A 2,832-nucleotide genomic window follows, 5' to 3' on the forward strand; every position below is an offset into this window, starting at 1 on the left:
GCCGAGGTGAAGATTGGCAAGACCGGGGCGCTCAACACGCAGATCGCCGTGCCGGAGAACGTCAGCAAGGGCGCCGTTCTGGTCGCGCAGCAGCGCAACGCGGACAAGGTGGCCGAAGCCCCGTTCGTCTCGGGCGGTGCGGTCGGTTCCGTGAAGGTCAGCAAGGGGGTGGGCAAGCCCGGCGACTCGGTGTCGCTGAGTGTGCGGGGCTTTGGCGCCGGGGAGCGGATCAACGTCTTCTGGGGCCGGGTCGGCGGCAAGCCGGATGCCACCCTGACCGCCGACGGCTCCGGCGGCATCGGCCGGGCGGACGTCAGGGTCGGTGTCGCCCCGACGGGCACCGGCACGCTGATCCTGGTCGGTGAGAAGTCCAAGACCACGGCCACCGCGCCGTTCTACATGCTGCGCCTGTACCCCTCGGTCACGTCGGCGCCGTACGCACTCAAGGCCGGGGAGCGGATCACCGTGTCGGCCGCCGGGTTCGCCCCCGCGGAGCGCGTGCTCTTCTACATCAACAGAGCCGGGGGCGTCCCGGCGTTCACCACCAACGCCGACGCAAAGGGCAACGTCGGATCCGTGGCCTTCGAGGTGCCGTTCGGCCTGAAGGGCAGGCAGAGCGTCACCGCGGTCGGTGAGCGGACGCAGGCCTCGGTTCGCGCGGGCTTCCAGGTGATGCCGTACACGCCGACCGCCGAGCCCAGCACGTACACGGGCAAGGCCGGCACCACGGTGAGCTTCTTCGTCAACGGCTTCGCCGCGAAGGAGACCGTGACCCTCTACGCCGGCGGCCCGAGCGGCGGCGCGAAGAAGATCGCGATGTTCCGGGTCGACGCCAAGGGCGCGGCCAAGGGGGTCGGCTCCTACCAGATCACCAAGGCGGACGAGGGCGGTGTGGCCTTCAAACTCGTCGGCGGCAAGAGCGGCGGCGAGGCCGAGACGGCCGTCAACGCGACCCAGCGGGACCAGGGCCAGGACCAAGGTCAGGGGCAGGGTCAGGGTCAAGGCCAGGGCCAGTAAGACCGTGTGGAGCGGACCGGTCGGTCACACCCCGCACGGTGACGAAGACGCGAGGAGCACATCATGAGCGTCGTCTCCTGGCCCGACAGCCGACGGGTCCTGCGGTTTCTCACCCATATGGAGGGCCTCTCGCCGCAGCAGACCGACCAGGTGGCCGGCCTGTGGCGGCAGACCTCCGGTCGGACTCGGGGAGTGTGTGCCGACGGGGCCGACTCGACACCCACCGGGTGCGGGAGGCGGCCCTCACGAGGGAGGAAGGGCCGTGAACGGGCGGATTCACGTCGCGGTGGCCGACAACGACCCCGAGGCCAGGGAGGCACTCGGGGATCTCGTCGACTCGCACCCGGCGTTCGACTGGTGGGACCGGCCGTCGACCATGAGCGGGCGGTGGCCGTGGTACTCCAGGCACGCCCTCAGGTCCTGGTCCTGGACGTGCAACTGCCCAGGGGCGCCGCCCCCACCACCGTACGCACCCTCCGCGAACGCGCGCCGGACACAAGGATCCTGGCCCTGTCCGCCTACGCCGACCGCGAGACGGCCGGGACGTGCTCGCCGCCGGGGCCGTCGGCTACCTGGTCAAGGGCGCGCCCGCGCAGGAGGTCGTGGAGGCGGTCACCCGGGCGGCCCGCGGCCAGTTCAGCATGCCGGCGGAGCTTGCCGAGGCCTGTCTGAGACCGCTGCGCCGCGATGCGGCGCGCCCGGTTCGTCCTGGAACGCGGCCTGGAACTGTTGGGGAGGGCACCAACCGGGACCGGCAGGTCCTCCTCGGCCGCCTCATCCACGCCCAGGAGGAGGAACGCCGCCGCATCGCCGCCGACATCCATGACGACCCCATCCAGGTCATCACCGCCGCGTGCCTGCGCCTGCAGCAGCTACGCGGACGGCTGACGGATGCCAGGGACATACAGGTGATGGGCCGGCTGTACGGGACCCTCGGGCTCTCTCTCAGCCGCCTGCGTCGGCTCGTCTTCGATCTGCGGCCCGCCGGCCTGGAGCACGGCAGCCTGGCCACCGCCCTGCAGGCGTTCCTGGACCGGATGCGCGCCGAGTGCGGCACCCCCTACAGGTTCGAGGACCGGCTGCGGTTCGCGCTGCCGGTGGAGACCATGGTGCTGGTCTACCACACCGCCCAGGAGGCCCTGATGAACGTGCGCAAGCACGCCCGGGCGAAGATGGTGCGCGTGCAACTGCTGGGGGTGGACGACGGCTGCCTGATGCGCGTCGTCGACGACGGCGTGGGCTACGACCTTCTTGAAGCGGATTCCTGCCCCGGCCACCTCGGCCTCACTCTCATCCACGAACGCGCCCAGATGGCAGGCGGCTGGAGCCGGGTGGAGAGCGAGCCGGGCGCGGGCACCACGGTCGAGTTCGGGGTGCCGCTCGCCGGCGCTCCGGCAGCGTCCACGGGATCAGGGACGGAGGGCGGTGGTGTCGGCATGCCGAAGGCCGCCGGACCATGATCAGTGCCCGCCGCCCAGGCCGAGGGGCGGGCCGGTGGGCAGGTCGGGGAAGTGCACGCTGTCAGGGTGGACGTGCAGCGCCGCGCCGTGGACACCGCCCCAACCAAACGGGGGAGATGCAGGGAGATGCCTGGGCCCCCTAAAGGTAGGGCCTTCGCTCACCCATTTACGTGATGTTCGCGACTGCTCATAGGTGCAGGCTGGTGGGCGTGAGGTCCCGCCGGGTGGGGCCAAGGGCATTCTCTCGCTTGGAGGAGCCGCGATGCATCTCTTCCGGACGGCACCCGTACACGTCGAACCCGTACACACCGACGAGCCGTGGACAGAGGCAGAACCGTTCCGGAGGCCTGCCGTA

Annotated in this window: 1 protein-coding gene and 1 pseudogene; both read left to right on the forward strand. The window is 70.9% G+C overall.

Annotation, left to right across the window (positions count from 1 at the left end; all coding sequences use genetic code 11):
• Nucleotides 1-1,017, forward strand: a pseudogene (locus tag AQJ91_RS46390) (hypothetical protein); the annotation flags it as partial.
• A gap of 545 nt (nt 1,018-1,562) precedes the next feature.
• Nucleotides 1,563-2,477, forward strand: a complete 915-nt coding sequence (locus AQJ91_RS46395; protein ID WP_067035785.1) for an ATP-binding protein — start codon at nt 1,563-1,565, stop codon at nt 2,475-2,477.
• Nucleotides 2,478-2,832: the final 355 nt, after the last annotated feature.

This window comes from Streptomyces dysideae (assembly GCF_001514305.1).
Taxonomy (GTDB): domain Bacteria; phylum Actinomycetota; class Actinomycetes; order Streptomycetales; family Streptomycetaceae; genus Streptomyces; species Streptomyces dysideae.